Below are 23,527 nucleotides of genomic sequence, written 5' to 3'. Positions count from 1 at the left end.
ACTTACTCTACTTCACGGACATCCACACGCAGCTCTTTCGGTACTTCAAAAACGATATTCTCTTCACGGCCTTCCAGCGGCACCGCTTCGCCGCCGCCCAGCTCCTGCAGGCGGGCAATCACGTTCTGCACCAGGATATCCGGGGCCGATGCGCCCGCCGTTACCCCAACGCAGGCAGCGGATTTCACCCACTGTTCCTGAATATCGGTGGCATCGTCGATAAGATAAGCCGCTTTCCCCATCCGCTGCGCCAGTTCGGCCAGACGGTTAGAGTTAGAGGAGTTTTTCGAACCGACCACCAGCACCACGTCAGCCTGTTCCGCCAGCGCGCGTACGGCTTCCTGACGGTTAGTCGTGGCGTAACAAATATCGTCTTTACGCGGGCCGACGATTTTCGGGAAGCGCTCGCGCAGCGCGTCGATAACGTCAGAAGTATCGTCGACGGAGAGCGTGGTCTGAGTCATAAACGACAGTCGGGCATCGTTTTTCACTTCCAGCGTCAGCACATCTTCCGGCGACTCAACCAGGTACATGCCCCCTTCCGGGTTATTGTACTGACCCATGGTGCCTTCAACTTCCGGATGCCCGGCGTGGCCGATCAGAATCGACTCTTCGCCGCGGCGGCTGGCACGGGCGACTTCCATATGGACTTTGGTCACCAGCGGACAGGTGGCGTCGAAAACCGTCAGGTCACGACTCTTCGCTTCATTGCGTACCGCCTGTGAAACGCCGTGAGCAGAGAAAATCAGGATCGCGCCGTCCGGCACTTCGCTAATCTGTTCGATAAAAATCGCTCCACGCTGACGCAGGCTATCGACGACGTAGCGGTTATGGACGACTTCGTGACGAACGTAGATTGGCGCGCCGTACAGCGTCAGCGCGTTTTCGACAATGCTGATAGCGCGGTCAACGCCGGCGCAAAAACCGCGCGGGTTAGCCAACAGGATCTGCATCTTACCCCTCCAGCGCCGGATCGACTTCCAGCACTTCAATATCAAAATGAACGGTGCGCCCGGCCAGCGGATGGTTGAAATCAACGGTAATAGAGTCGCCGTTCACTTCGCGGATCACACCGGGCATTTCGCTGCCATCCATTGCGGTAAAGAGCATAATCGCGCCGATTTCCGGCTCGCCGGCGTCGATAAACTCGCGGCGAGAGAAGTACTGGATCAGATCCGGGCTAGGTACGCCAAAGGCGGCGTCAGGTTCCAGCGAGAACGTGGTTTTATCGCCGGCTTTCAGCCCCAGCAGATGCTGCTCCAGCCCTTCGGAAAGCGAGGCATCACCAAGACGAAACAGCGCCGGTTTACCGTTGCCGCGCGTGGACTCGGCGGTGGAGCCATCATCCAGTTTTAGCGTGAAGTGCACCAGCACCGCGCTGTTGCTCTGTACAGAGTTAGACATGCAGGTTTGCTCTTTTACATTACCGCCGCTTGTTTGCCCGGTGGCGCTGCGCTTACCGGGCAACAAGGGCCGATGTATACTGTAGGCCGGATAAGACGCTTTAGCGTCGCCATCCGGCAATTTTTTATGCTGTTTTTTTATCACTGGAAGGCAAGAAGCCTTCCAGCACAATCAGCGCCGCGCCGATGCAGATGGCGCTATCGGCAAGGTTGAAGGTGGCGAAATGCCAGTCGCCGACGTAAAAGTCGATCATATCGACCACAAAGCCGTGCCACAGGCGGTCGAACAAATTCCCTAACGCGCCGCCAATGATCAGCGCGTAGGCAATGTTGTTCAGCTTTTGCGTCGCCTTCGAACGGTACATCAGCACCGTCAACACCACACAGATGCCGACCGCAATCCCGGCGAAGAACCAGCGCTGCCAGCCGCCGCTATCGGCGAGGAAGCTAAAAGCCGCGCCGTAGTTGCGCGCATAATGCAGATTAAGCGATGGAAACAGCGATACCGTCTCCCCCAGAGCGAAGTTCTGGAGGATCAGGAATTTGCTGCCCAGATCGATAATCAGCACGGCTACGACGACCCACATCCAGCGTAGCCCCGTTGAACAGATCGATTTACTCATCAGGCGAATTTACGTTGCTCGCCGTCACCGGCGACGTTACTGACACAGCGACCGCAGATTTCCGCGTGTTCCGCCACCTTGCCGACGTCGCTGGTGTAATGCCAGCAGCGTGGGCATTTCTCGCCTTCGGCTTTGCTCAGGACCACTTTCAGCCCTTTCAGCAGATCGCTCTGCCAGGCATCAGCCGGCGCCTGTGCATAATCGGCAACGTTAGCGCCGGAGGTCAACAGGACAAATCGCAATTCTTCGCCCAGCGCGTTGAGCTTGGCCGCCAGTTCGGCATCGGCATACAGCGTAACCGCCGCTTCCAGAGAACCGCCAACTTTCTTGTCCGCACGCGCCTGCTCAATCACCTTGTTGACTTCGCCGCGCACTTTCAGCAGTTCATCCCAGAAACCGTCGTTCATCGCTTCGTCGTCGGCCAGGCCGAACAGGCCTTCATACCACTCGCCGGTAAAGACGTATTTTTCACGCTCGCCCGGCAGGTAGCCCCAGATTTCGTCCGCGGTGAAGGACATGATCGGCGCCATCCAGCGCACCAACGCTTCCACAATGTGGAACAGCGCGGTCTGGCAGCTGCGGCGCGCCACGCTGTCCGCTTTCGCGGTGTACTGGCGGTCCTTGATAATATCGAGGTAGAACGAACCCATCTCGATGGAGCAGAAGCGCATCAGGCGCTGTACCACTTCGTGGAAGTCGTAGGATTCGTAGGCTTTGAGGATATCTTCCTGAGCCGCCTGCGCGCAGCCGACCGCCCAGCGATCCAGAACGACCATCTCTTCCGGTTTGACCATGTCTTTTGCCGGATCGAAACCGTTAAGGTTCGCCAGCAGGAAGCGCGCGGTGTTACGGATACGACGATAGCTGTCCGCGGCGCGTTTGAGGATCTCATCGGAGACCGCCATTTCGCCGGTGTAGTCGGTGGAAGCCACCCACAGACGCAGAATATCGGCGCCCAGTTTGTTCATCACGTCCTGCGGGCTAACGGTGTTACCGATAGACTTGGACATTTTGCGGCCCTGACCGTCGACGGTGAAGCCGTGGGTCAGTACCTGACGATATGGCGCTTTGCCTTTCATCGCCGTGGAGATCATCAGCGAAGACATGAACCAGCCGCGATGCTGATCGGAGCCTTCCAGATACATGTCCGCGGCGTGACCGGCGAATTCCGGACGCACATCAACCACCGAAGAGTGGGTAGACCCGGAGTCAAACCACACGTCGAGGGTATCCGGCACTTTTTCATAGCTGTCGGCGTCATCGCCCAGGATGTCGCGGGAATCGAGATCCCACCATGCCTGGATGCCGTCAACTTCAACGCGTTTCGCCACTTCTTCCATCAGTTCGAGGGTACGCGGATGCAGTTCGTGAGTTTCTTTATGCACGAACAGCGACATCGGCACGCCCCAGGTACGCTGACGGGAGATACACCAGTCAGGACGGTTGGCTACCATCGATTCGATACGCGCCTGGCCCCAGTCCGGGATCCACTGCACGCCCTTGATCTCTTTCAGAGACTGCGCGCGCAGGCCTTTCTGATCCATGCTGACGAACCACTGCGGGGTGGCGCGGAAGATGATCGGCGATTTGTGGCGCCAGCAGCACGGATAGCTGTGCTGCATTTTTTCCACGTGCAGCAGCGCGCCGCTGTCACGCAGCATCTCAACGATGATGTCGTTGGCTTTGAAGACGTTGATACCGTCCAGAGACGGGTAAGTACCTGGCAGGTAAGAACCGTCCGGGCCAACCGGGTTGGCGATTTCCAGACCGTATTTCTGGCTGATAGTGTAGTCGTCCGGACCGTGGCCGCCGGCGGTATGCACCGCACCGGTACCCGCGTCCAACGTCACGTGGTCGCCAAGGATAGCCGGCACGTCAAAATCGAGGAACGGATGCTTGAAGCGCATCAGTTCAAGTTCGGAACCTTGTACCGCCGCCAGGATGGTGTAATCCGCCACGCCAATGCGCTGCATCACGCTTTCAACCAGGTCTTTCGCCAGGATCAGCGCCTGACCGTCAACCTGCACCAGCGCATAGTCGAACTCAGGCGACAGAGAGATGGCGCGGTTAGCCGGCAGGGTCCACGGCGTTGTGGTCCAGATAACCAGCGAAACCGGGCCAGTGGCGTCGACTACGCCGAATTTGGCCAGTACCGCGGCTTTATCTACCGCGTGGAACGCCACATCGATAGACGGAGACGTTTTGTCATAATACTCAACTTCCGCTTCCGCCAGCGCGGAACGGCAGTCAACGCACCAGTGAACCGGCTTAGCGCCTTTATGCAGGTGACCGTTGCCGATGATTTTACCCAGCGCGCGGATGATATTGGCTTCAGTTTTGAAGTCCATGGTCAGGTACGGACGCGACCAGTCGCCCAGTACGCCCAGGCGGATAAAGTCTTTACGCTGGCCGTCGATCTGCTCGGCGGCATATTCACGGCACTTGGCGCGGAATTCTGCGGCGGTGAATTTCTCGCCCGGCTTACCGTATTGCTGCTCGACTTTCAGTTCGATCGGCAGACCGTGGCAGTCCCAACCCGGAACGTACGGCGAGTCAAAACCCGTCAGTCCTTTGGACTTAACGATAATGTCTTTCAGAATCTTGTTAACCGAGTGACCAATATGAATGCTGCCATTCGCATAAGGAGGGCCATCATGCAGAATGAAGGTTTTTTTGCCTTTTTTCGCCGCACGGATGATGCCGTACAGGTCATCATCGGTCCAACGCGCCAGCATTCCCGGTTCGCGTTTGGCGAGATCGCCACGCATCGGGAACCCTGTTTCCGGCAAATTCAGGGTGGATTTATAGTCACTCATCAGATTCTCGGTTCCGTTATTTCGGTTTGATAAATACCAGTAGGATTATCCCTGCCTGGTGAGCCCAAAGTACTCGCGGGCCGTTAACTCATCTCGTGCGATTTGCGCTTTTAGCTCATCCAGCGACGCAAAACGCTGCTCGTTACGTATTTTTTTACGCAGTATTACATCTATATGGCGACCGTAGAGGTCCATTACAACGTCCAGAAGGTGAACTTCCAGCTGCTGCCGCACGCCGGAGACCGTTGGACGAGTGCCAATGTTGGCGACGCCGGGTAATGGCTTATCGCCGAGCCCTGCCACTTCTACCGCAAAGACCCCTTTAACCGGGGAAACCTGACGACGCAGCGGTAAGTTCGCCGTCGGGAAACCTATGGTGCGCCCCAGCTCATCGCCGTGGACGACGCGACCAGAGATGGTAAACGGATGCCCCAGCAGGTTTTCCGCCTGCGCGAGGTCATCGTCGGCCAGCGCCTGACGCACCGCGGTGCTGCTAATACGTACGCCGCCTTCACAGAAGGTCTGAGTGCTGGTGACGTCAAAACCGTACTCCGCCCCGGCCTTCTGTAATAACAAGAAATCCCCCTGACGACCAGCGCCAAAGCGGAAATCATCCCCCACAGCAAGGAACTGCACGCCAAGCTGGCGCACCAGCAGTTCGCTGATAAAATCTTGCGCCGTCAACGCGGCGAAACGCCGGTCGAAACGGACACACAGCACGTAGTCGACGCCGCTTTCCGCCAGGTAACCCAGCTTTTCACGCAGCCGCGTGATCCGCGCCGGCGCTTTATCGGCGGCAAACAGCTCCAGCGGCTGCGGCTCAAAAATCATCACCACAACCGGCAGACCGAGCTGGCGGCCCTCTGCGCGCAGGCGCTGCAGCAGCGCCTGATGCCCGCGATGCACGCCGTCGAAATTTCCAATGGTCAGCACGCACCCGTGCGGGGCCTGACTGAGATTATGTATGCCGCGTATCAGCTTCATGTCTGGCTCAAAACAGTGAAAATCGTCCGAGTATACCTTGTACAACAGGCGACGTTAACCAGCGATTGCACCTCGATTACGAAAGATCCTGCTAATTCATTCACTCAGCGTAAGAATGCAGGAAAAACTATACGCGGCCGTCGATTTTTATGGTGGAAAGACTGTATTCGACTACAACAAGCTGGTAGAATCTTGCGCCATCACTACGTAATGAAGCCTCGTTATCTTAAACGGCGCTTATTTGCACAAATCCATTGACAAAAGAAGGCTAAACGGGCATATTCCTCGGCCTTTGAATTGTCCATATAGAACACATTTGGGAGTTGGACCTTGGCTAATATCAAATCAGCTAAGAAGCGCGCCGTTCAGTCTGAAAAGGCTCGCAAGCACAACGCAAGCCGTCGCTCTATGATGCGTACTTTCATCAAGAAAGTATACGCAGCTATCGAAGCTGGCGACAAAGCTGCTGCACTGAAAGCATTTAACGAAATGCAACCAATCGTGGACCGTCAGGCTGCTAAAGGTCTGATCCACAAAAACAAAGCTGCGCGTCATAAAGCAAACCTGACTGCACAGATCAACAAACTGGCTTAATCGCCCGCTTGCTGAACTTTGTTAAAGAAACCCGCGAAAGCGGGTTTTTTTATGTCTGTTGTTCGTCTGGGCCGACCTCTGTCGGCCATAGTCGCGCTTAACTTTGCGGCTGCGCAAACAGCGATGAATAATCGCGATTGCAGATACGCTGTACCGCAGGATGCTGAATCATTCGTTCGGCAAAAATAGCGTGATACTCCTCCATCACGTTCTCCATGCGCCCGATTTCCACAATCGACTCATCGGCATAAAAATCGTGAGCATAGAGGGTTGGCGCCACAAAAATCGCGTTATGCGCCGCGCCGAAGGCTTTCATGAGCGCCGCATCGTCGAACTCGCCGAGAATTTCCACCTGTAGCCCCTGCGAATTAAACCAGTTCAGCAGCTTGCGCCCGAGCATTGAACGACGGCCGGGAATAAGCAGGCGACGCTCCTCAAGACAGGCGGGAAATGCTTTTTCCGGCGGCGGATTCATACACCAGAAGCTGACCCCGCACTCGCCGATTTTCACCGAGAACAGCCCTTCCTGCTGAGTAGAGTCAATTGGGCAATCGGAGATAATCATATCCAGCTTATGCTGGCTCAGTTGCTCCAGCAGCATCTCGTGGGTGGATTCAAAACAGCGCAAATGAATTTGCTCATCTTCCACTACTGCCGCATCCAGCACGCCGCTCACTAACCGCTTGGAAAGCGCATCGGCGACGCCGACATCAAATAGCAGGTTCGACTCTTTGCGGTAATTGACGATATCGAGCATCTCCTGGCTCAGCGTAAACATGCGATCCGCGTAGCGAAATACCAGCTCACCCAATTCGCTCGGTTCCAGACCTCGCCCTTTGCGTTTAAAGAGCTTTCCCTGCAGTCGCTCTTCCAGCGCTTTTATTTGCCCGGTGATCGTCTGCGGCGTCAAATAGAGCGCCTCGGCGGCGCCGACGACCGAGCCTTCACGGTAGACGTGCCAAAAGTAGTACAAATGGTTGTAATTGATATGCGACATGCATCCCTCCCTGATATGTCCGGGAGAGCCCACAGGCCCTCCCGATGAAGTTACACGCTGTGAGTAAGATCCGTTTCGCGCTTACGCAGAATCATGTAGCCGATGACGGCAGACAGGATAGACCCTATCAGAATGCCCAGCTTAGCCCAGTTGATCAATCCGGGATCCACGCTGCTAAAAGCGAGCGTGGCGATGAAAATCGACATGGTGAAGCCGATTCCGCACAGTACGCCGACCGCCATAATCTGCGGGAAGCGGGTTCCTGGCGGCAGCGAGGCCCACTTAAACTTCAGCGCCAGCCAGCAGAACAGGCTGATGCCAAGCGGCTTACCGACAAACAGCCCGGCGATAATCCCCAGCGGCAGCAGTGAGGTCAGCCCCGCGAATGTGACGCCCTGCAGCGAAACCCCGGCATTGGCAAAAGCAAACAGCGGCAGGATAAGAAACGCGACCCACGGATGCAGCACATGTTCAAGCTGCTTCGCTGGCGATTTGCCATTCTGCTCCTTCAAGGGAATCATAAAACCGACGATAACCCCCGCCAGGGTCGCATGTACGCCGGATTTAAGTACCGCCGTCCACAGCACCGCGCCTACCAGTATATAGATACCGGTGCGCCGCACGCCGCTCAGATTAAGCGCCGCCAGCACCACAATCGCGCCTGCGGCGACGGCCAGCGATAGCACCGATAGATCGTTGGTATAAAACAGCGCAATAATAACGATCGCCCCAAGGTCATCGATGATAGCCAGCGCCATCAGGAAAATTTTCAGCGCCGTTGGTACACGGTTGCCTAATAGCGCCAAAACGCCAAGCGCGAAGGCGATATCTGTCGCCGCCGGGATCGCCCACCCTTCCCGCGCAACGGGATCCTGGGCATTGAAGGCTAAGTAGATAAGCGCAGGCACCACCATGCCGCCAATCGCGGCAACCACCGGGAACACCGCCTGGCGGCGGCTGGCAAGCGCCCCCTGGATCATCTCACGTTTAACCTCCAGACCAATTAACAGGAAAAACACTGCCATTAGCGCATCGTTGATCCACAACAGCATGTTTTTGTTAATTTCCAGCGCACCGACGCGCAGCTGTACCGGCGTTTCCAAAAAAGCATGATACAGACCGCTGGTGACGCCGCTATTGGCCATCATCATCGCCAGCGCAGCGGCGCAGATTAAGATAATGCCCCCGGAAGCATCGCTACTGAAAAATCGTTGCAGATGTTTCACTTTTACTCTCACCTTGTTGGTCAATAACTCGATAAAAGTATGATACAACCGCTAACACATCGAAAAAATCAGATTTAAGTTGCCATTACACTCATTTTTTCCGAGCTATAAGCGCCTCTCGTTAATCATAGACCACCCGTAGCAGGGTGAGCTGCTTGTCGGTATCGAGATAGCTTTTTTCCACCGTCGCGTAAGCTGAGGCCAGCGAAGTCGTGATATTTTCCACAATCACGTGGCGTTCGATGCGATCGGCGCGCTGGCAAAAAATCTCGCTACTTTCCGTTTCGTTCCAGCAGCTTTCAGTAACTACGTTGCCAAAAAATTGGATATTACCGACAGTGTGCGCCCGCACGCCGCCGATCGTGAACAGTGAAATGGCCGCCAGCCCTAACCAGCGTTTCTTGAATTGCATACGCGAAATCCTCGGTCGGAGGAAGCAGATAACCGGGAACCGCGCCCCGGTCGCTGAGACTTAGCCTTTAGCTTTCTGAATCGCCATCTGCAACGCATCCTGCGACGTACTGCCCGGCACTACCGAGATACGACCGGCGTCCGGAGCGGCAGCCTGCGGCATGACCACAAAAGCCGGAGTACCGGAAAAGTTCATATGTTGAGCCAGCGCCTGATTGCTCATCAGCGCGTCATGCACCGCCCCGCTCTGCTCGGCGGTTTTTACCGCCGTCATTTGCGGCTGGGTGAGATAATGCGACGCCAGCGCGTAAACCTCCTGCTCGGTTAACTGCCCCTCCACTTTGCCGGTAGCGTACAGCGCATTATGCCAGGCCAAATATTTCGTGCCGCCATCCTTCAACCACACTTGTTCACCGACCCTCGCCGCCAGACCTGACACCGGCCAGCGGGATGAAAAAATCGGGAACTCTTTAAAGATAAAACGCGTGTCAGGATTGGATTTCACGAGCTCCTCCACCACGGGCGACATCTTGCTGCACCAGGAACACTGGTAATCAAAAAACATCACCACCGCTGCTTTGGCATCCGCCGGGCCAACGGAGGGAGAGCTATCGCTCAGCAGCTCAGAGCGGTACTGAAGCGCCAGCTGCGCATAAGCCTGCTTCTGGGCGACCTGCTGGCGCTGATGTAGCGTTTCGCTGGCGGCAATCAGGAATTCCGGATGATCCGCCAGATACGTCGCCACCGCTTCGCCGACTTTATCAGGATGGCTGGCGATATAGGCTTCCGCGGCCGGTCCAATATCGCTGGCAGCTGGAGAGGTATTCGCCGCCAGTACGGAAAAAGAGATGACGCCGCCAAGCGCCATGCACACCGCCGATTTACAGGAAAGTTTGCGCATTATTGAGTTCTCATTATTAAGTTCAGGGGATGCCCACAGGGGCTGAGTAAAATCGTCATCACCGTTGCGCCGTTACCGTAACCGGCGGCATTACTCCTCCGGCATCGTTGAGACTTTGCCAGCGCACGACGCAGCGTGTCGCCTGTCGACACCACGACGTGCGGCGGGTAGAAAAGGGCGCGACCACCCCCGCGGCGTCTATAGGCGCACCGTTGACGCGGGTTGAAAAGAGCGTGACGTAGTACGGCCCGGCATTGCGTACCGCCAGACCATCCGCCGTTAAGCTCCAGGCTAATTGGCGATAAGCCTGCTGCGGATCGCCGGTTAGCCCTACGGGCCGATAAATCAGCTTTAACGCCGAGCGAAAGGCCATCTGCACGCTATTGACGCCGGTTTTTCCCGATGGAATAGCGGCAATACTCAGGGTGAACAAAGTTTCACGATCCTGCGCCAGCGCCTCGCCGCTCCACGCGACACGCAGCGTGTTCTCCTGCCCTGCGCGCAATAAGAAGAGCGGCGGCGTGACCACGAATGGCGGTTTACGGGGTGACAAATTATCAGCGCCTGGCCAGCGTCCACCGCTCAGCACGTGGCTGTCCACCAGCCAGTCGCTCTCAGAGGTATTGCGTAGCGGAACGCTCAGCGTCGTCCGCTCAGCGTGATAAATAAAACGCGTGCCGCCAATCACCACGCCCGCATGACCTATTCCAAAGGGCAACAGCCAGAGCCAAAACCAGCAGAAAAGTCGTCTATTCATAACTCAGCACAAAAGTCGCGGAAGCATCGGCTACACCCGGCGCCACCGGGGCGCCATCAGCCACATAGCGGGCATAAAACTGTAAACGTTGGGACGCTGCGCCCGCGCTTAGCGCCTGCACATCGCTTTGCGCCCCCGGCGCGATCTGTTGTTTGTTCTTGTCGTATAACGCAATCCCGATACCAGAGGCCGCGTTCGCTCCACTATCCAATGCGAAAAGGTCGCCGCTTTGCGAATCGCTGACGCCGTTAAAGCTCAGCGTTACGCCGCTGGCGGTGCTACCGCAATTTTGCAGCGTGATTGAAAATGGCTGCCATTCCGCGCCGGCCCCGGTTTGATAAAACTGGCGGTTGCTGACGGTTCCCATATCGACCTGAATGTTTTCGGAATCCGGCGACAGCGTGCAGGTGTTGTCGGTAATCGTTCCCGTCACATAAACCCTCCCGTCATGCGCCAGCGCGCCGCTTACCGCCAGAAGAAGCCCACAGCAGAAGCACAGTTGTTTGATCATTGCCGCGCGCCTATTCATATTGCAGATCGAAATACATCACCGCCGTCGCATTGCCGGAGGTCACGGTTGGTCGGGTAGATTTGTAGCGGATATAAAACGATAAGGTGTTGCGGCCCGTTTTCAGCGGATAGACCACCGAGCTGGTGTTGTTGATGCTGACGGCATCCTGGTCCTCATCAAGGATCTCCACGCCAACGCCGCCAGCCAGCATTTTTTCGCTTCCCATCCCGGTGTCACTTAGCGCCAGTAACGCCGGGTTGTCGCTGTCGGCAATGCCGGTAAACCAGATTTTGCTGCCGGTAATGCCCCGCGAGCAGTTTTTTAGATTAATGTTGAACGGCTTGAACTTCGTCGTCGTACCGGTAGAGGGGAAATCCTCCACCGAGAACTGACCTAAATCGATACTCTGGCTGAGGCTGGAAATTTCGACATCGCAGGTTTGCGCGACAATCGTGCCGGTAAATTCCAGGTTGTAACCGCTATCGTCGGCGTAGCAGCCGTTACCGCACAGCAGGATAAGTAAGATGAAGTACTGAAACAGGCGCATTAATCGAAATCCACCCGTAAGTTAGCCAACGCGGTAAAAGCGCCTTCCGCCGGCGTCTGGCCGGTGGTGCTGACCGGATACGCTTGCAGGGAAAGGGTCGCCTGTCCGTTTTCATCGGTAGTAAAAGGCTCGACGCTGCTGGCGTCATTGGGTGTTAATACCGTGCCATCGCTGCTTTCGACCACCACGCCAACATCAGGATTATCGGTGGCGATAGCCTGGCTTAAGTGGCTATCGGCGGTGGCTATCAACCGCAGACTCAGGCTAACCTGTGAATCCACCCCACTGCACTTCACCGGCACGGTGAATCTTTTATTACGGACACCGGTTGGTTTTTCTCCGACGCGATTGAAACCGCCGCTGTACAGTGAGCCAAAATCAACGAGGATGGTTTGCCCGGCGTTAATCTCGCAGCTTTGCGGCACGGTCACGCTGCCGCTGTAGACAATGCTGTATACCACGGTACTCAGCGGATCATCCCCGGTGGTGGTGACATAAACGTTAAACATGGTCTTCGGTTCGATATTTACCGTGCCAATAAATGGTTTAACCACCTTAAGCTGAAATACCAGGTTTGAATCATGTACCGGGAATGGTGAGCCATTGTTAACGTTGGCGTCATAACCCATATAGACATAATCAATCGGCGGATAAAATTCCCCTGCCGCCGAGTCTTCGATGCGCATCGCCCCTTCAAGATAGGTGCCGTCCAGCTGCATATATTTCCAGTCGCCGTTGGTTTCCACTATCGATGAAGAAGCGACATACGAACGAAACGTCCGCCCGGAATCTGAAGAACCCGCAGGGCAAATCGCCTGCACGTTTACATCCTGGTTTTTACTCAGCTGAGTGGTCGAACCGGCCTGATTTTGCGCTGCCGTCAGCGTCGTCGTCAGGTCATAATCGACCGTCGCAGGCGAGCCATTGGTATTCTGGCAAATGGCTGCCAGACTACCGCGGGCCAGCAGCAACCCCATGAACAGAACAAAAAAAGAGACAGGCTTCATTTAGCGACATTCCAGATGCTGACGCGCCAGCGGTTGGCTCACGTCGGGGAGATGATAATGAGTGAGGCATTGTTGGTCAGGCTGCGGCCCCCACTGCGCTTTCAGCGTGCCCTGCGGGCTAAGGCCGGAAAGATACACTTCACCGTCGTCGCCAACGATGCCTTCTTCAGGCGCGCCAGCAATAGTGACCGTGGCGCCGAACGGTAGCGGTTTTCCTTCATGGTTTAGCGTCAACAGCGCGCGCTCGCCGATTCGAGCGGTAAAGTTCGCCAGCACCAGCGCCCCTTGGGTGGGAACGACATTGATCACCGCATCATCAATATCGACATCGTCTTTTAGCGAATTAACGTCCAGCGCCATGCGGTTCTGGCGATAGGTCGTGGCATACGGCACCACCGCATAGCCGCGACCATCGGTGTGGATCCCCGGCTGATCTTCGATATTAACGTTGCCAGCCCCCGGCACGGCGATAAGAACATTGGTATCGCCCAACGGCTGGCTGAGAGTAAGACCATGAGCATGCGCGACCATGCCGCCGCTGAGGCCATAGTTCAGTTGTCGATAATCGCCATGATTGCTGTTGTTGTAGCCGACATTCAGGTTACCCTTCGCGCCATCGTATTCCAGGCTGGCGGAACCGCTCTCGCCAACGCCCTGATTCTGGTAGCCCTGCTGCACGCTGTAGCTCAGATTGTTTTGATCCAACAACGTGCCGCTGATACCGCTATTTTGCGTTACGCCGCCGTGTCCATCGCTACTGGTGGAAAACGTCGCATAAACGTTATGACGACGCTGGGTGATATCGTCGCCGTGGGTAAGCCACTGGCTGAGCGGTAGCGAGATATTAAGCGCCAGAGCCTGGTCGCGTTCCTCCTCGCCGGGCGCGCGGCTGCTGCTATATGACAGGCTCCACGAGACCCCGGCCAGCGTGTCGCTGTAGCCAATTTGCAGTAATTTATTGCTTTCATCGGTGTGCCAATAGCTCTGTTGACTGCCGGTGATGTACAGCGAGCCAAAATGCCCGAACTGCTGAGAGATATTGACCTGTACCTTGCCGCGTTTGGTGTAATAGAGGTTGTATTCATCGCCGGCATCGCGCTCGCCGTCGTCGTCCTGCTGGCCGTTATAGCCTGACATTCGCTTCCACGCAGTATCATCGAGCGTATAAAAACCAGAGGTCGAGTAGCGATAGCCCAACAGTTGAAAATGGGTGCCCAGGTCGTTCAATGATTTGGCATATAAAAAGCGCAGCGATTGTCCCTGATGTTCGCTCTCATCCGCCAGAGTGCTGTAAGCCTGGGTAAGATCGACAGAAATCGCTCCCCAGTCGCCGAAGTTAGCCCCTGTACCCAGCGCCAGCGCGCGGTAATCGGAGGCAAACTGCGTTCCGCCGTACAGCGTAAAGCCGTGGGGCAACCCCCACATCAGGGTCGCCTGGCCGAAACTCACATCCCGCTTCTGGCTGCTATCGCCGCGATAGGTCGCCGCGGTGGCGGCGTATTTCACCCGCCCCTCGCGTTGCAAAACCGGTACGGCGGCATAAGGGACGCTATAACTGGAAATGCTGCCATCGGACTCCTTGATCTCGACGTTGAGATCGCCGCTGGAGGAGGTCGGATAGAGATCGTCAATAGTGAAGGCGCCAGGCGGTACATAGCGCTGGTCGATGGTGTAGCCATTCTGGCGAATCGTCACCTGGGCATTGCTTTTCGCGATGCCGTGGATAGTCGGCGCGAAGCCTTTCATGCTGTCCGGCAGCATATTGTCATCAGACGCCAGCTGTAGCCCGCGAAACGGCAGGCTATCGAAAACGCCTGCAGGGGTATAGCTGTCGCCTGCCGTCAGTTCGCCTTTTAACTTCGCTACATCACGTTCAACGTAGGTGCTGATGTGCTGCAAGTCGCTTTTATTCTGCTGATTACCGCTGTTGTAGTTCCATGTCGAGTAATCACGTAAACGCCAGGCGCCAAGATTTAAGCCGCTGTTAAGCCCCAGGAAGTAGCTGTCGCTATTGGTGCCGCCAGCGCTACGGTCCCGGCTATTCGCGCCGGTAAACGTATAGTTGAGCAGCAATGCATTGATACCTTCATCCCAGTTTTGCGGCGGAATATAGCCCCGCGCCCGGGTGTTCAGCGCCGCCTGCGGAATGCTGATATTCAGCCGCTGCTGATTAAAGTCAAAAGCGCTGGAGGCGGCAGGGATCGCCGCCGCGAGATCGACGCAGTCCCCCACGCTTGCCTTCGCCAACGGTGGAAACGCGCTGATATTCACGTTCATGCCGTTGAGCATTTCGGGCGTCAGGCAGGCGCGTAGACCTGAGCCATCGGTAGCCTGCGGGTTCGCGCGAAAAGCGATATCGCGCGTCGTCAGCAATGCGCCATTAAGGTAGACATCGACCCGATAAACTCCCGGCGCCTGACCGTTACCCTCAAAATGCGACAGGTCAGCGATTTTCGACGGGTCGTCAGATAAAAAGGCAGGGTTAAAATAGTTTTCCGCCCAGCCGCGCGGCAGCGTACATACGCTTGCCGAGATTAGAGCCAGGCTGATAAGCGCAGGTAGTCTACCCACCGTCAACTGGCGAGCGGCGACATCGAGTTTCAACACAATCTTACTGGCTCAGACAGGTTTGCTGCGGCGTGGTGGCGCCGAAATCGTTAATCGACTGGAAAGTCACCTGCCCTGTTCCGCCGTGCAAGTTTATCTCGCTTTTCGGCGGCACCATCGCATTGGCTAATTTCTGCCCGCCCACATGAATATCAACCAGCGAGACATAATACGGGGAAGGATTGGCGATACTCAGGCGGTCACCGGCACGCTGACAGCGTAACATTCCCGGCGCGTCTACCGAGGCAACAGACAAGTGTTTAGGGCGAATAAACAGTTTAATGACGCTTTGCGTGGCGATTTGCAGCGAATTCGCCGCCAGTTTACTTTTATTAACCGAGGGAATGGCTTTACTGTTGAGATAAAAAACGCTTTCCCGATCTGTCGGCAGGGAGGGGCCAACGTACATAATACGCAGCAGATTTTCTTTCCCCGGCTGAATGACGAACAGCGGCGGGGTAACGACAAAATCGGCGCTTCTGCCGCCATCGGCGTTCGCCACCCACGACTGGATTAAAAATACATTATTGCTGGAAGAGTTAATCACCGGCAGAGAAACCTGCTTATCGCCCTGCGGATAAATAACCCGGGTCGAACCCAGCGCTATGCCACCCGCATGGGCCAGTTGAGTCATTCCCAACGCCGCCAGCAGCAAGAACGAAAATAAAATCGGGGTAATTCGCGTACTCATTATTTGATAACCAGGGAGAAGATGAAATGCATCCCTCCGCTGACAACAACGGAGGAGATGCGGATACCAATCAGGAATAGACCATGCTGAAGGTCGCGGTCGCTGCGACGTTACCCGCCGTGGCCGCGCCGGTAGCGACATAATCCACGCTCAGCGGCACGGTGTTTTCACCATCAATCAGGGTGATGGTGCCGGAGGTATCGCCGATATTCAGAACCTGCCCATCCGGTCCGTATAACTGCAGCGCAACGTTAGTCGCCGCACCCGCGCCAGCGGTGTTCGCCAGCGAACCCGCGAGCGTGCTGTCCTGCTGACCATTAAAAATCACCGCCGCATTCTGGCTGACGGTGGTATCGCAATCTTCCAGTTTGATTGAGAAATCTTCTTTCTGATTAGCTACCATTCCGGCTGCAGTCAGTTTGCTGGTGCGAACCTGGCTCAGGGTAACGGTTTGATCGATAGAGTCAGCAGAAACGGAGCATGCGGCATTCACAACCTGTCCCGTAAAATTCACCGTACCACCGGAGACCGTCGCGGTATCCGCATTCGCCGCGCAGCTCATACCGCCCGCCGTCATGGCAGTCATGGCCATCACTAAAAGATGTTTTTTCATAAATAACCTTTTAAATACACAAGTCGAAAATAGAATTAATAACGAATTTTAGTACCGAGCTCTCTTCACAGAGATCTCTTGCTGGTACCGGGCGCAAAAACGTTAAAGTTTGTAGCGTACAGAAATACTATATTCAATGAATAGCAAACCAGCGCTTATTTATAAGCGCCGATAGATAATTAATTTCTGCCGTTATTTAATTATTATAAATTGGCCAGAGAGTTGCAATCGACAAAAACTGTTTTTATAGGACCACCATTAACTGACTGTTTTTACAGTAAATAAATCGTTATAGCTGTTATTTAGATACAGCAACTAGTAAGCCAGTGGCAGTTTTTTAATCCCTAACAGACGTCCACCATCAATATTGATATATCCGCCCTTTCGCAATTCAGAAAGAAGCTTCATGGTACGACTCCGCGATATTCCGGTACGACGTTGAATAAAGTTCAGAACATTAATGCTCTGGCGATATTCGTCGTTGTAGGCGGCAATTTCGATTAATAACGCACGAACCTTAAGATAAGAATCAACGCCAACCAGCTCCCGGTCGCGAACGTTCATCACCATCAGACGATAAGCGAGAAAACGAGCTACGTCGTGCCAAAGATTGCACTCATCCGTCACCTTAATAAAATCCGCTAACGAGACGGCACGACCACGGCATTCTGTTTCAGCAATCAAAAAATGCTCCGGGCGGGTGGGAACATCGTATGTCACACCGTAGCTATCTATCAGTCCAGCAATTGACGGGGCGAAAACCGATAGCACGTTCAAGCCTCGATCACTGCGGCAAATTGAGAAGATACCGGACTCCAGCAACACAATGCGGCTGCTCTGCTCTGTGTATAGTGAAAATTCTTCACCCGACTGCACGACGAAAGATTTACCAAAGGGCAAGAGCGCTGAAAATAAGGCGTCAATCGCTGCATGCGGTTTAGCCTGCTGAGAGAAAATATATGAGTGCAAGACATTCTCATTATCATTTTCGAAACTAGTTAATTTCATTATATCTTCATTAAATATCCATAATCATATGAGAAATAAAGATATACGCACATTAGTTAGCCTTCAATTAATAATAAATAAATACTAAATATAGAATAAATGTATGATGAAAGCACAAATAATCAATCATTTATTGAATAAGGTAATTCTCAAACAAATAACCAACAAAGATCTCAAAATATCAATAACTATTATTAACATCGCACACTATTACAAATGAAATTATTTTTTATGATATAACAAGAAAGTGAAAAGGCGGCGATCCAGAATAGTACCTCTTCTGAATCACCGCCTTAACGCTACATGAAATACAGGGAATTAACTAAAGTAGCGGGGCGCCGCGTAGTACTCCACTATTTTCTCCGCCAACCAACCGCCATCTTCACCGTTGGAATGAATAGTGGTGATACTGACGGTCGAACCGCCGCCCCACAGCACGGCAAAAACGTTATAGTCCGGCAGATTTAACGCCTGCATCTGGCTCCAATCGTATCCGCCATCGCGGCGCAGAAAATCACCCACCGTCGCGACGCCATAGGTCGTGCTGTTCACCTCGGTATTTAACAGCGCCGGGGTAATGGTGTCGATATCGCTGCCAATCCGCGAATCCCCCATGAAGAAAGTACCGCCTGACGCAAAATGCGCCGCAGCGATTTTACTGGTCCCTTCCGCAACCGTCGGCATATGGCCGCCGGGGATCTGCCACAACATCGCCGGTTTCTGCAATGCTCTGGCGGTCTCCTTCACCATGCCCAGATAGTTCATCCAGCAGGTAGCGTTCCAGCCGTAGTGGGCTAAGGCATCCGGGCTGAAGCAGTCGCGTTCAAATTTATCAAATGCGATAAAGTCTGGCGCATAGTCGCCGCCGTACACGCCCAGTTCATTAATGAAGTCAGCGATCGCCGCCCCTTGTTCCCGCGGCGCGGCATTGGCGCGCAGCAGCCAATCTGCCGTGCCCGTCGCCCAGACGTTGGTCTGCCAGCCGAAAGCGATGTCCGGCGCGAACTGGCGAACGATATAGTTAATCGCCTGTACGTAGCCGTACAAATCGTTGCTGAAAGTCGGCAGCGTCGGCGCGCTGAACCCTGGCATCGAAGGAAGCGCATTAATCGCCGCCGCCAGTTGGACATTGACCTGTACGCTATTGGCCTTACGCAGCGCGGTATAGCCATAAGGCTCCTGCTGCATGGCGCCAAGGAAGTCTGGATTCAGGACAAAGGTTGCCGGAACCGGATGCTGGTCATCTTTCCAGGATTGCGCCGCCAGACACTGGGTAATGAAGCTACCAAAGTGATTGCGTAGACGCTGTTCGTCCTGCAGGTCCGATACCGCGCTGCCGCCGCTGGCATTGGCGGTATAGACCACCATCACCGGCATCACCGCACGGCCGGCGTCGGCCTCGATCTCGCGAACCAAAGGCACGGTTTTATGGATCGGTAGTGAGGCATAATCAAGGAAGCCATCGCCGTTAGTGTCCACTTCCGCCGCCGGAATCGGATCGCCGCCGCCATCAAAACCATCATATTTAAACAGCGCGCTGAACGGCACGCCACGATAAAGATCGACAGTCTCCGCTGCATTCACCGTCACGCCGCCGTGCGCCAGATAATTCGGCCATCCTTTTACCTGCAGCGGAACGCCCTGGATAAACTCAAGCGCGGCATTATTAACGCTTTGCAGCAAACGCAATGGCGCGCTGACATCACAGCGCCACGGCGTACCGGCGATATACACATCCGCGACCTGCACGCTATATTCCCCGGCAGATAAACGCAGCGGTAATTTCTGCTGACGAGTATCGCTTGCCAGCACGAAACTGTACTGGTAGCTGCCGCAGCAGAAACGATAGCGTTGAGCAGCTGCGCCCTGCGGTAAGCCTAATACCGTCACCGCGACTTCAACAAAGTTGTCGCTCGCAACGGGCGTTTTTTGTAGCGCAACGTCTGCCTGAGCCGTCGTGCCTACCTTCGGCACGAAGGTCGCAGGCTGCGCAGACGTTGTCAGCAACTGGTTGTTCATCGTCGTCGGCTGCAGGCAAATAGCATATTGATGATTTGCTAATAGCCGAGTGACGCGCTGCGGTTGGTTCGCCATCAGCGTCAGGGTACGTTCGCGTACACCTGCTTCCGACCACAGCTCAACGACGACTTCCGCGCCTTCCAGTTCATCATCCGCAAGCAGCAGCTCGATCGCGGCAAAGAGCACCGCTGGCTGATAAGCAATCGGGCACCGTTCAACGGCGTTACCGGACGAGAGTGTCAACGCATAGTTTTCAGTAACAGGTGAAATCCTCATTTCATCGTTACACAACTCCAGTACCGTCATACCATAACGACCAGCGCTCAGATCGCCGATGGTTAGCGAAGCGCCCCATTCGCCGGCAAAGCGCTGCTGGCGGCCATCCGGATACTGCAGCTCAATCTCCGGCTTCAGCGAGGTGCTCTGCGCCTGCGTCGGGAATTGCACAATGATTTGCCCCTGGCGTCCAGGATCATGGGCCAGCGTCGCCGTCAGATCGCTAAGCGCGACGGGCGTTTGCGTGGCCGAAAGATAAAACTCCAGCACCGCCGATTTACCGGAAGCCAACAGATACTCGCCGTCGTTATTGATTGTGATGGTATTTTTTTCAATCGGCCAACCGCCATCGCTGGCCAGCGTTACCGCCTGATTCCCCAGCATGGTGCCGCTAAATGGGCTGTACGGATCGGGATGCGCTGTCGCCGTGAAGCCTAATTTCAACTGATTAATATCGACGGACTGCGAATACTGATTCGTCAGCGTCAGGGCTATGCGTTGATACCAGCTGGCGGCTTTCACCTCCCCGGAAACCAGGGTCAGTCCTGCGCCGGTAATCGCCTCATCGGCGGGCGCTTCAGGTTCAACTTCATCAGCGGTATCATCCGCCGGTACTTCAGGTTCTGGTTCAACCTCATCAGCGGTGTCATCCGCCGGTACTTCAGGTTCTGGTTCAACCTCATCAGCGGTGTCATCCGCTGGTACTTCAGGTTCTGGCTCAACTTCATCAGCGGTATCGTCAGCCAGAGTTAACGTAAAGGTGGACATTTTTACCGGTACCTGGGTGGCAGCCAGGCTAAAAAACAGGGTACCGCTTTCCCCTGCCTGCAGCAGCAGTTCACTACTGTTGTTAATGATGATTTCATTGAATTCCAGGGTTCCCTGGGCGGTGTCACGCAAAGTTAACGAACGATCTCCTTTTAGCGTGCCTCCCGTATTGCCCCACGGATCCGGATGCCCGGAGGCGGTAAAGCTAATTGTCGCCAGATTCAGATCTAGCGGGCGGTTACTTTCGTTTGTGAAGGTTAAAGTGACTTTCTGGTACCAGCTATTCACATCAATCTGGCTATTTTTAATTGCAATGGTCATCAACGCGATTCCTCATTCCCTGGTGGAAAAAAGCCCCGGAAAACCGGGGCTTTGTCATGGAGCCCATACCTCGTTAAGCGCAGAAGTATTAGTAAGCGCCTAAGTCAGTCCATGCGCCGCTCTGACCGCAGTTCAGGTCAGGCTGGTCGCCCTGGGACCACCATTTCACCTGGTAGTTGTGACCTTTCCAGCTCACGGTTTCGAAGGTACCCCAGCTTGCGCCGTATACGGTGTTAGCATCCCACAGCGCGTGTGGCGCATCCTGGTCTGCCGCATCATCGGTAGAGGCGTCATCTTCAGCCGGTGTAGTATCTTCGTCTGGAACCGGAATAATGTCGGTTTCATCTTCTTCTTCATCAGCCGGTTCAGGTTCGCCCTGAGATGCTAATGCTGGCACCGCCGTCAGCACAAAACGTTGCTGAGTGGAAGGTTCGTTGTAGCAGTCACGCACAAACAGAGTGAACTGGAAGGCCGTTTTCGCGCTCACTTCAGGCACCACAAACTCAATCACTTCCGCAGTTTTATCCGCGACGGTAATTTCAGACGGTACGCCCCAGCTGTAGCTCAGTTCATCATCATCTTCATCAGAAGAATTCGCGCCTGACAGCTGGACGGTAGAACCGCCGACAACCAGCAGCTCGATAGCGGCTTTTGGCGCATGATTGACATCAGTTGCCTTATCGTCTTCTTCAGATTCATCTTTTTCTACGTTGATGCCTTCGAAGTAGAACGGTTCCATATCGATGACTTCAGATTCAATTTCATAACCCAGACCTTCACGAGCCGCGTTCAGCAACACGCCATTGTCCTGATCGATAGTCCAGGTAAACATACCACCCAGACCCAGGCTTGCTGCATATTCGCCCTTCGCTTTTACTGAACGTGGAGTATCCAGAGACATGAACAGCTTGGATTCCGGGTTATACAGGTAATCAGCATCAGCGACCTGGTCGGTGTAGACGTTGAAACCGTTACGGCCTTTCTGGTTTTCCAGATCCAGGTAGTTGTAGATCACGTCATACCATTCATTAGTGCCGGATTCGAAAGTACCGGTGGTATCGCCGTTACCTGGGTTATAGGTGCCTTTCAGCGGAGACAGCGACTCCAGCTCAACGTTACGGCCATTACGGGTATAGCCGGCATAACCAATGTTGATATTTTCAGCAGGGAAACCTTCAGACAGCAGATGCTCCACGATAGTGTTGACACCCCAACCGCCCTCTTCCAGCGCATTCAGGTTGGTGTGATGGGCAACGCTTTCCGCCCACGGGGTACCGAAGAAGTCATAGGTCATCAGGTTGATGCCATACAGACCTGCTTTAATCAGCGCTTTCACGTTGGAGTAATCAAAGGTCTTCACGACCGCGGAGCTGGCGATGGAGATTTTCACATTGCTCAGGCTGGCGGAATCCAGTTGCTTACGCAGTTCGCCAATAAGCAACGCATAGTTTTCACCATCTTCCGGGCCGAATGGGTTGCCAGCGCCTTCGGCGTTCGGGTATTCCCAATCGATATCCACTTCGCTGAACATCGGGAACTGTTTGAACAGTTTCACCACGCCTTTGGCGAAGGTTTTACGTGCGGAATCAGACGCTGCGGTTTCATGGAAGCCGTTACTCATGGTCCAGCCGCCGATGCTCATGGACAGCACCAGGTTATGGCCCTGCTGTTTCGCTTTCGCCTGCAGATCGCGCAGACCGCCAAGCAGACCTTTACAATTTTCTTGAGTCACGGTCTTCGGATCAACATCCCAGCCGCTAACGCTATGTCCAACGTTGACGTAAGACTGGAAATCACCCCATGGATCAAGGAAAGTCGGTTCGTACTTAACTTTACCGCACTGTTCCGCGCCTTCAGCCACGACGTCACGATATTGGCCATCATTTTTATGGAAACCGGTCACGCCAACGAAGCCGAAAATAATTTTATCGTAAGCCGTCGGGGATATATTGGTCAGGTCGTAGCCGCGACCGCGGTTATCTTTAGAATCGTCCCCTTGCAGGCGACCATCATACTGAGACCAGTCGGTATAATAGCCAAATACCTTCGGCTTAGTGGTTGCTGCTTTATATTTGTTATAGACCGGCTTTGCGACACGAGCTGATGTATAGCTATAGTTGCTAACTTCAGTTGCTGGGTTAAAACCATCAGCGGCGTTGCTGGTTTCGGTAAGAGTATCGCCTTTAATCAGTTTGCTGGTAGCCATTTTAAATTTCCTTTTAAGTTTAAAATTTATCGCAGTTCGTTCTGCGAGACCAATAATCCATTACTCACCCCAAATTAGCTAATCACAAAACCTCAGCAATTCATCAGCACTAAAAAATTATTTTAATGATGTCTACTCAGGAAACATCAACGTGGAATCATTGGGCAAATGAGGCCCGCCTTCCAGCAGGAAAGATAAAAAACAGACAGCATATTAAATATAATTTAGGTAGTAATTAACC

The 23,527-nt window shown here is 54.4% G+C and carries 20 protein-coding genes; 1 reads left to right on the top strand and 19 read right to left on the bottom strand.

Going from position 1 to position 23,527, the window contains the following annotated elements; all coding sequences use genetic code 11:
* Positions 1–2: 2 nt before the first annotated feature.
* The 5 genes from ispH to ribF all read right to left on the bottom strand — a co-directional run bounded on the left by ispH (position 3) and on the right by ribF (position 5,826).
* The gene (ispH, locus tag AC22LX_RS21950; RefSeq protein WP_015368325.1) at positions 3–953 is read right to left on the bottom strand and encodes a 4-hydroxy-3-methylbut-2-enyl diphosphate reductase; all 951 of its coding nucleotides are present in this window, start codon (positions 951–953) and stop codon (positions 3–5) included.
* A gap of 1 nt (position 954) precedes the next feature.
* Complete coding sequence (gene fkpB, locus AC22LX_RS21945) at positions 955–1,404, bottom strand: FKBP-type peptidyl-prolyl cis-trans isomerase (RefSeq protein ID WP_015368326.1); 450 nt, start codon at positions 1,402–1,404, stop codon at positions 955–957.
* 124 nt (positions 1,405–1,528) lie between these two features.
* Positions 1,529–2,026, bottom strand: a complete 498-nt coding sequence (gene lspA / locus AC22LX_RS21940) for a signal peptidase II (RefSeq protein ID WP_213292776.1) — start codon at positions 2,024–2,026, stop codon at positions 1,529–1,531.
* Complete coding sequence (ileS, locus tag AC22LX_RS21935) at positions 2,026–4,842, bottom strand: isoleucine--tRNA ligase (protein ID WP_213292777.1); 2,817 nt, start codon at positions 4,840–4,842, stop codon at positions 2,026–2,028. The genes lspA and ileS overlap by 1 nt, the downstream gene beginning before the upstream one ends.
* 45 nt (positions 4,843–4,887) lie before the next feature.
* On the bottom strand, positions 4,888–5,826 hold the full coding sequence (ribF, locus tag AC22LX_RS21930) for a bifunctional riboflavin kinase/FAD synthetase (protein ID WP_045378895.1): 939 nt from the start codon (positions 5,824–5,826) through the stop codon (positions 4,888–4,890).
* 330 nt (positions 5,827–6,156) lie between these two features.
* Between ribF and rpsT the strand changes: the two genes are divergently transcribed.
* Positions 6,157–6,420 carry a 30S ribosomal protein S20 gene (rpsT, locus tag AC22LX_RS21925; protein ID WP_001518655.1) on the top strand — a complete coding sequence of 88 codons (264 nt, stop codon included), beginning with the start codon at positions 6,157–6,159 and terminating at the stop codon, positions 6,418–6,420.
* 97 nt (positions 6,421–6,517) lie between these two features.
* On the opposite strand, the gene nhaR is transcribed toward rpsT, so the two are convergent.
* The 14 genes from nhaR to AC22LX_RS21855 all read right to left on the bottom strand — a co-directional run bounded on the left by nhaR (position 6,518) and on the right by AC22LX_RS21855 (position 23,286).
* Positions 6,518–7,417 (bottom strand): transcriptional activator NhaR, encoded by a 900-nt coding sequence (gene nhaR / locus AC22LX_RS21920; RefSeq protein WP_045395806.1) that lies wholly within the window; start codon positions 7,415–7,417, stop codon positions 6,518–6,520.
* A gap of 50 nt (positions 7,418–7,467) precedes the next feature.
* A complete protein-coding gene (gene nhaA, locus AC22LX_RS21915) occupies positions 7,468–8,643 on the bottom strand; it encodes a Na+/H+ antiporter NhaA (RefSeq protein ID WP_045395807.1) in 1,176 nt (391 codons plus the stop codon).
* A gap of 121 nt (positions 8,644–8,764) precedes the next feature.
* A complete protein-coding gene (locus AC22LX_RS21910) occupies positions 8,765–9,055 on the bottom strand; it encodes a hypothetical protein (protein ID WP_045395811.1) in 291 nt (96 codons plus the stop codon).
* 60 nt (positions 9,056–9,115) lie between these two features.
* Complete coding sequence (locus AC22LX_RS21905) at positions 9,116–9,955, bottom strand: DsbA family protein (RefSeq protein ID WP_487334220.1); 840 nt, start codon at positions 9,953–9,955, stop codon at positions 9,116–9,118.
* A 58-nt stretch (positions 9,956–10,013) separates the two neighbouring features.
* Positions 10,014–10,712, bottom strand: a complete 699-nt coding sequence (locus AC22LX_RS21900) for a pili/flagellar-assembly chaperone (RefSeq protein ID WP_487334219.1) — start codon at positions 10,710–10,712, stop codon at positions 10,014–10,016.
* Positions 10,705–11,223 (bottom strand): fimbrial protein BcfF, encoded by a 519-nt coding sequence (locus AC22LX_RS21895; protein ID WP_047043951.1) that lies wholly within the window; start codon positions 11,221–11,223, stop codon positions 10,705–10,707. The genes AC22LX_RS21900 and AC22LX_RS21895 overlap by 8 nt, the downstream gene beginning before the upstream one ends.
* A 10-nt stretch (positions 11,224–11,233) precedes the next feature.
* Positions 11,234–11,770 (bottom strand): fimbrial protein BcfE, encoded by a 537-nt coding sequence (locus AC22LX_RS21890; protein WP_045395822.1) that lies wholly within the window; start codon positions 11,768–11,770, stop codon positions 11,234–11,236.
* Entirely contained in the window at positions 11,770–12,777 is a 1,008-nt protein-coding gene (locus tag AC22LX_RS21885; protein WP_063447672.1) for a fimbrial protein BcfD, read from the bottom strand. Before AC22LX_RS21885 ends, AC22LX_RS21890 begins: the two co-directional genes overlap by 1 nt.
* Entirely contained in the window at positions 12,778–15,381 is a 2,604-nt protein-coding gene (locus AC22LX_RS21880) for a fimbrial biogenesis usher protein (RefSeq protein ID WP_161801881.1), read from the bottom strand. It lies immediately after the preceding gene.
* A gap of 7 nt (positions 15,382–15,388) precedes the next feature.
* Positions 15,389–16,075 (bottom strand): fimbria/pilus periplasmic chaperone, encoded by a 687-nt coding sequence (locus AC22LX_RS21875; protein ID WP_045395831.1) that lies wholly within the window; start codon positions 16,073–16,075, stop codon positions 15,389–15,391.
* Between the two features lie 70 nt (positions 16,076–16,145).
* Positions 16,146–16,688, bottom strand: coding sequence for a fimbrial protein BcfA (locus tag AC22LX_RS21870; RefSeq protein ID WP_045395834.1), 543 nt, complete (start codon positions 16,686–16,688; stop codon positions 16,146–16,148).
* Between the two features lie 315 nt (positions 16,689–17,003).
* Positions 17,004–17,696 carry a winged helix-turn-helix transcriptional regulator gene (locus tag AC22LX_RS21865; protein WP_045395837.1) on the bottom strand — a complete coding sequence of 231 codons (693 nt, stop codon included), beginning with the start codon at positions 17,694–17,696 and terminating at the stop codon, positions 17,004–17,006.
* 318 nt (positions 17,697–18,014) lie between these two features.
* Positions 18,015–21,080, bottom strand: a complete 3,066-nt coding sequence (locus AC22LX_RS21860) for a chitinase (protein ID WP_045395840.1) — start codon at positions 21,078–21,080, stop codon at positions 18,015–18,017.
* Positions 21,081–21,168: 88 nt separating this feature from the next.
* Positions 21,169–23,286: a glycoside hydrolase family 18 protein gene (locus AC22LX_RS21855; RefSeq protein ID WP_045395842.1), complete on the bottom strand. Its 2,118-nt coding sequence runs from the start codon at positions 23,284–23,286 to the stop codon at positions 21,169–21,171.
* Positions 23,287–23,527: the final 241 nt, after the last annotated feature.

The organism is Klebsiella sp. PK01, from assembly GCF_057624675.1.
The sequence above is the reverse complement of the archived record's forward strand: the minus strand, read 5'-3'. Positions and strand labels throughout refer to the sequence as shown.